Source organism: Streptomyces sp. AC555_RSS877, assembly GCF_019049245.1.
GTDB lineage: Bacteria > Actinomycetota > Actinomycetes > Streptomycetales > Streptomycetaceae > Streptomyces.
Genome location: NZ_JAGMUK010000236.1, coordinates 1,496 through 6,994, shown reverse-complemented (window position 1 = coordinate 6,994; position 5,499 = coordinate 1,496). Strand labels below are relative to the sequence as shown.

Annotated in this window: 4 protein-coding genes and 1 pseudogene; 3 read left to right on the top strand and 2 right to left on the bottom strand. The window is 68.2% G+C overall.

From position 1 onward, the window contains the following. Positions 1–104: 104 nt before the first annotated feature. Positions 105–1,142, bottom strand: a complete 1,038-nt coding sequence (locus tag KUM49_RS47120; protein WP_254402867.1) for an IS630 family transposase — start codon at positions 1,140–1,142, stop codon at positions 105–107. A gap of 598 nt (positions 1,143–1,740) precedes the next feature. On the opposite strand from KUM49_RS47120, the gene KUM49_RS47115 reads away from it, so the two are divergent. The 3 genes from KUM49_RS47115 to KUM49_RS47105 all read left to right on the top strand — a co-directional run bounded on the left by KUM49_RS47115 (position 1,741) and on the right by KUM49_RS47105 (position 4,048). Then, positions 1,741–2,289, top strand: coding sequence for a YciI family protein (locus KUM49_RS47115; protein WP_217243165.1), 549 nt, complete (start codon positions 1,741–1,743; stop codon positions 2,287–2,289). A gap of 58 nt (positions 2,290–2,347) precedes the next feature. Further along, entirely contained in the window at positions 2,348–3,499 is a 1,152-nt protein-coding gene (locus tag KUM49_RS47110; protein ID WP_217243164.1) for a GDSL-type esterase/lipase family protein, read from the top strand. A gap of 111 nt (positions 3,500–3,610) precedes the next feature. Further along, the gene (locus KUM49_RS47105) at positions 3,611–4,048 is read left to right on the top strand and encodes a DUF6308 family protein (protein WP_217243199.1); all 438 of its coding nucleotides are present in this window, start codon (positions 3,611–3,613) and stop codon (positions 4,046–4,048) included. Between the two features lie 486 nt (positions 4,049–4,534). Here KUM49_RS47105 and KUM49_RS47100 read toward each other — a convergent pair. Next, positions 4,535–5,499, bottom strand: a pseudogene (locus KUM49_RS47100) (hypothetical protein); the annotation flags it as partial.

The following is a 5,499-nucleotide window of genomic DNA, read 5'->3' as shown; positions in this document are numbered from 1 at the left end:
ACTGCAGTTACTCCTCGCGGTCTGGACCGGCGCCTGCCCCACCTGTCACCGCGACATGCCAGACCCCATACCGACCTGACCAAGCCCTACTAGTGCTGGATTCCTCAAAGGAGGTACACATATCGGCGTCGTAGGGAGCGGGTTGGTGGTGCGGTTCGGCCCCAAACCCGGGGGCGTGCGCGAGAGTTGAGTTGGTCGGTTGCGAGGGTCGTGGCCTGGGCGATGTCGTCGGGGTTGGCGAAAGACCGACCGGCGAGGGCGGCCTTGCGGAAGATGCGCCACCAGCCTTCCTGGAGGTTGAGCCAGCACGCGCCGACGGGGATGAAAGTGTGGTGGATGCGGGGATGTTCCTCGAGCCAGGTCCGGGTGGACAAGCTGTTGTGGCTGGACAGGTTGTCGGTGACGATCCAGATCTCCCCGGTCGGATTGGCGTCCTCGACCTGTTGTAGAAACCGCTGGTAGAAGACGCTGTTACGGGAGGAAGCGGTCATGGTGATCTGCTGGCCGTCCCGGACGCGTAAGGCCCCGTAGACCCAGGTTTTCTCGGGTCCGCGGCTGTAGTCGAGCTCGGCTTTGATCCGGTGTCCGTCGGGTGACCAGGCGGGTGCGGGCGGGAAGGTCCGGGGGATCACCGGCCCCAGCTCATCGGCGCAGATCACCGTCGCGTCGCCGGGCGGGTGAGTGGGTGTAGAGGCCGATGATCCGTGTCCTTTTGGGACGAAGTCCGGGTCTTTGGAGCGCATCCAGGACCGTGTGCGGCGCCAGCGCACGCCCTCGGTGAGAAGGATGCGGCGCACCTGTGAGCGGCCTACCTCGATCCCTTCGGCCTGTGCTGCTGCGGCGAGGGAATCCAGGGTCCACTCGGCCGGCCCGGACTCGTCGAAGGCCCACAGTTCCCCGACGGGCTCCCACCGCAGCCGCCCCGGCGGCACGGTCTTGACCAGCGAGATGATCCGGGATCGTTCGTGCTCGCTGATCCGTCGTTTGCGGCCCTGCCCACCCAGATCATCGAGTCCCTGCAGGCCCGATCGGTTGAAACGGTGCAGCCAGCAGCGAACCGTTTTCTGGCTGCAGTCCAGCTCCACAGCGATCGCCGGCACCCGTAGCCCCGACCAGCTCAGCTCGATCATCCGGGCCCGCATCACCGCATCCCGCGGAGCCTTCCGTGCCCGTGACAACCGGCGCACGACAGCTCGCTCGTCCTCGTCACGCACCGGTCATGCCCATAAAACCATCGCCCAGCACCCGCCCCCGAGCACCCTCAACTACCCCGCCAACAGGACATATACCCAGCCAAAGAGGAATCCAGCACTAGTCCAGCTGTATGCAGGGATGTGCCCGGCCTTGTCTTCCCCGCTGGCGCCGACCTGTTGTAGATGCTGTGGTGCCCGCTTGTTCAGGAGGACGACCAGTACGCGGCCAGCCTCCGGTTCCATTGGCGCAGCATGGCGCTGACGGCCGCCGCCATTGCCGGGGGTACAGATTGCCCGCATGCCGCGCCAGGAGGGCTGCCTGCCTCGCCCGTGGGCTGTGGGTCGTCGTGAGCTGGGGATGTCGGCGCCGGATGCTGTTTTCTGTCACTTGGTTGGTGGGGCAGCCGTGTTCGCATGCCACTTGGTTGTGAGCGCGCGGCCGTGATGGCTGCGCCGTTTGACGGGGTGCTGCCTCGTTTGGAGCGCGGGGGCATCGTTGCGGAAAGCCAGTTGAGATGGTGCCTTTGATGGGGAAGGGTCTGTGGTCATGGAGTTCTTCTGCTACCACCGTGACCGGCCCGGCTCCCTCGTGTTACGCGAGGAGTTGGTGGAGGAGCACTGGTCTTACATGGACCGGTATGCGAAGGAGCTGATCGCTCGCGGTCCGACGTTCGCCGATGATGGTGAGACACCGACGGGCAGTGTGCACATCGTCGATCTGCCCGATCCCGCCGCCGCTCGCGCGTTCGCTTTCGACGAGCCCAACTACCAGGCCGGCGCGTTCCGGGACGTGCTGGTGCGCCGGTGGCGCAACGTGCTGGGGCGCACCATGTGGGATTTCCCCGGTGGCCAAACCGGTGGCAACCGGTACCTGGTGCTCGGCCTGGGCGAGGGCCCGGGCGCTGACTTTGCCCTGCCGCCTGAGCGGGAGGAGCTGGTCGCGTACGGGCCGTTGCTGTCCGACGACGGCGACACCTGGCTGGGTACGGCGGTGCTGCTCAGGGCCCCGGATCCGGACACGGCACGAGCCGTTCTGACTGTGGACCGGTACGCGGACGTCGAGGTCCACGACTGGGAGTTCGGCGGGCGTCGATGAGCCACGAAGGCGCCGGGCTGATGTCAGCTCCGGTCCGCATCGACCTGGGACCGGAGCGGTGACGGTGGCGCTGCGGGCGGTTCCGCTGGTGGGCGGGCCGGTGGAGTTACGGGGTGCGTTGGACCTGGAGACCACCCAGGCAGGGGTGATGCCGCGCCGGTTGCCCGCGTGGACCAAGGAGCAGTACCAGGACCCGTCGGTCTACGGGGTGACCGTGATGCCTTCGGGGGTGCGGCTGGTGTTCCGCACCGATGCGCGCGCATTGGAGTTGGAGGTACTCACTTCCACCGGCCAGCTCGACTCCGACCCCCGCCCTCGCCCGACCGGGATGCTGGAGTTGCTGGTGGACGGTGCCTTGGCGGGGCGTCAGCAGGCGCCGGTGGGCAATGTGCTGCGGATGGCGGGCCCTGGGGCCGTGCAGCGTCTCATCCCGGGCGAGCCAGGGACGGTACGGTTCGCCGGGCTGCCGGCCGGCATGAAGGGCGTCGAGTTGTGGCTGCCACAGCAGACCCCGACGGAACTGGTGGCACTGCGCGCTGACGGTGATGTGCTGGCACCTCTGCCGGACGGGCGGCGCCGCTGGGTGCACCACGGCAGTTCCCTCAGCCACTGCATCGAGGCCGACGGCCCGACCGGGACCTGGCCGGTGGTGGCAGCTGCACTCGGAGAGGTGGAGGTGATCAACCTCAGCCAGGCGGGCAACGCGCTGCTGGATCCCTATGTCGCCCGGACGATCCGCGATACGCCCGCCGACCTGATCAGCCTCAAGGTGGGCATCAACATCGTGAGCCTGTCCGCCTTCCGGCTGCGGACGTTCGGCCCGGCGGTACACGGATTCCTGGACACGATCCGGGATGGACACCCGGACACCCCGCTGCTGTTGATCTCTCCGGTGAGCTGTCCGGCCCTGGAGGAGGCACCCGGCCCGACCGCGACCGGCCCGGACGGGAGGCTCGCTGCCCTGGGTGACCCGGCCGATGTGGCCGGCGGGGCATTGTCGCTGGCGGTGGTCCGTGCCGAGCTTGCCCGGATCGCTGCGGCACGACAGGCGTCCGATCCCCACCTCCACTATCTCGACGGACGCGAGCTGCTCGGCCCGGACGAGGCAGACGACCTGGCCGACGGCCTTCACCCCACCGCCGCCGCATACCGTCGAATGGGCAAGCGCTTTGCAGCCCACGCCTTCGCGACCGACGGTCCCTTCCGCTGAGTGAGCTGGGCTCCACACCCCGCACCAGGTGTGGAGCTTCCACTCTCCTCCGGCCGGAGATGGGCGGTGGGGGATTCAGGCCACTGCTCGCCTTATGAAGGATGGGTTCGTGTGATCTCGTCCACTGGAATGTCGTTGTCGCCGTTGGGGCAGCGGTTACGCGTACTGCTGAGTGCAGAGCGGGCTATGGGTGATCTGCGACCTTACTTCGGGATCGGTCTGCCGCCCGGCGGGGCGCCGTTCACCGGCAGTCGGTTCGAGCATCGGGCGGGTGGGGGAGACCGGCAGGAGGTCGCTGACCGGATCACGGCGGAGGACCTGGTCGCGGTGCAGACCTTGTGGGTGACCGTTCCGGCGCCTGTCTCGCTGGACATCCTGGAGGGCCCACTCGGTGCGCAGCTGTCCGGACTGCTGCACGCCATTCCCAGGGACATCGACATGATTGATGCCGACGCGGTCGTCGTGGCCGACGGCTCGCCGGCGGATCAGGCCTGGAGTGTGCTCTGCGAGCAGTATGGGGTCAACTGGGTCTTCGCTTCCATCTCGTAGCGGCCTGGGATGCGGCTGATCAGCGACGAGGTCGTCTCCGCCTGCAGGGGAGCTGTCCGCAGGGGGCCGGAATGGTGGGTCACTCCACCACGGTCTCGTGTTCGCCCCCCGCGGCGGGCGCTTTCGCAACGATGCCCAGCAGATCGAGACCTCCTCACCCCGGGCGACGGAAGCTGTCGCGATCAAGGAGACCTCGGCGAGGCGCAGTCGGCCGCCGCGGGGCCGGCTCGTGTCACAACGCCATGACCCCCGCCGCCCAGCCCGTGGACGTCATCCCGATGTGACGGGGCCCTTGCCGACTCCATGCCAGAGCGATTTCCTGCCACCTCCTGCAGCAGGGATGGCCGAGGAGGGATCCATCGGCGAGTACGTCTGCAAGGCTGGCCGATGGCGGGACTTGGTTGTGCACGCCATGCTCGGACGGGAGTGGCCGGCTGCTGAGGCCGGTAAGACCTGTGCAGGACAGGGCCGGTTGCCGGGGGTGGTCTACGGCGTCTGGTTGTGGTGGCGGATGAGTGTCTGCCAGCGTCGTTCGAAGTCGTTGGCTTCTTGGGTGATGTGGGCGGGGGTGACGGGCCGGTTGTACTGGGCGGTGATCCCGCGGTCGGCGCAGGCCTGCGCGACTTCTGTAGGCCCGGGGGTGAGGGTGTGTTCGCGGTGTTGGGCCCAGGTGTTGTAGATCCGCCAACGTACGAAGTGTCGGCGCAGGTTGGCCGGGCTGAGGGGCTTGCCGCTGCGGCCGAGGAGTCCTTTCTCGGCGCAGTAGGCCGACAACTGCTCGTCACTCGGCTCGTTTCCCTTCAGGTGCTGGTATCCCATCCAGGCGAGGTAGTAGCGGTCGGGGGCGGTGAGGCTGTCTGGCTCGCTGGGTGGCTGCGGTGGCTCATCGACGGGCGCATCCACTTGCGGTCCGTGTGGGTCCTGCGCCGTCTGTGAGGGGCTGCTGGCAGGTGTCGCCTGGGTGTCTGTTACCACTGGGAAAAGATCTTCAGTTGGCTGCTCGACGGGGTCGGGGGCGCCCTGGACGGGAGGTTGGGGCCCTGCTGACTCGCGCTTGTGGAAGGCCACGATGAAGGCGGCTACGTCTTCACCTGTGGTAGGTGGGCTGCGCGTCTCTGGCGGGGAGGGCTCGATGGTGGGCGGCTCGCGGAGGTACTGCTCCTCGTACTGCTTGGCCTGCTGCTGCTCGGCGTACCACTGCTCGTACTGCTCCTGCGGGTTGTAGCCGCCGTGGTAGTCGACCTGCTGGGGCGCGTTGAACCAGGGGCTCTGGTCCTTCGCGGGCGCGCCGGGGACTCCGTCGGGCTGCGGGGGCCGCTCGTCGGAGGGTGCGGCGGGCCGCTGGGCGGCAGGACTGCTCGCGGCCGCGTCGGGTCTGGGCGCCGCGTCCAGGGCTGCGTGCTGCTGAGTGTCGGCCAGGGACACCGGCTGCGGCTGCGGGGCCGGTGGCA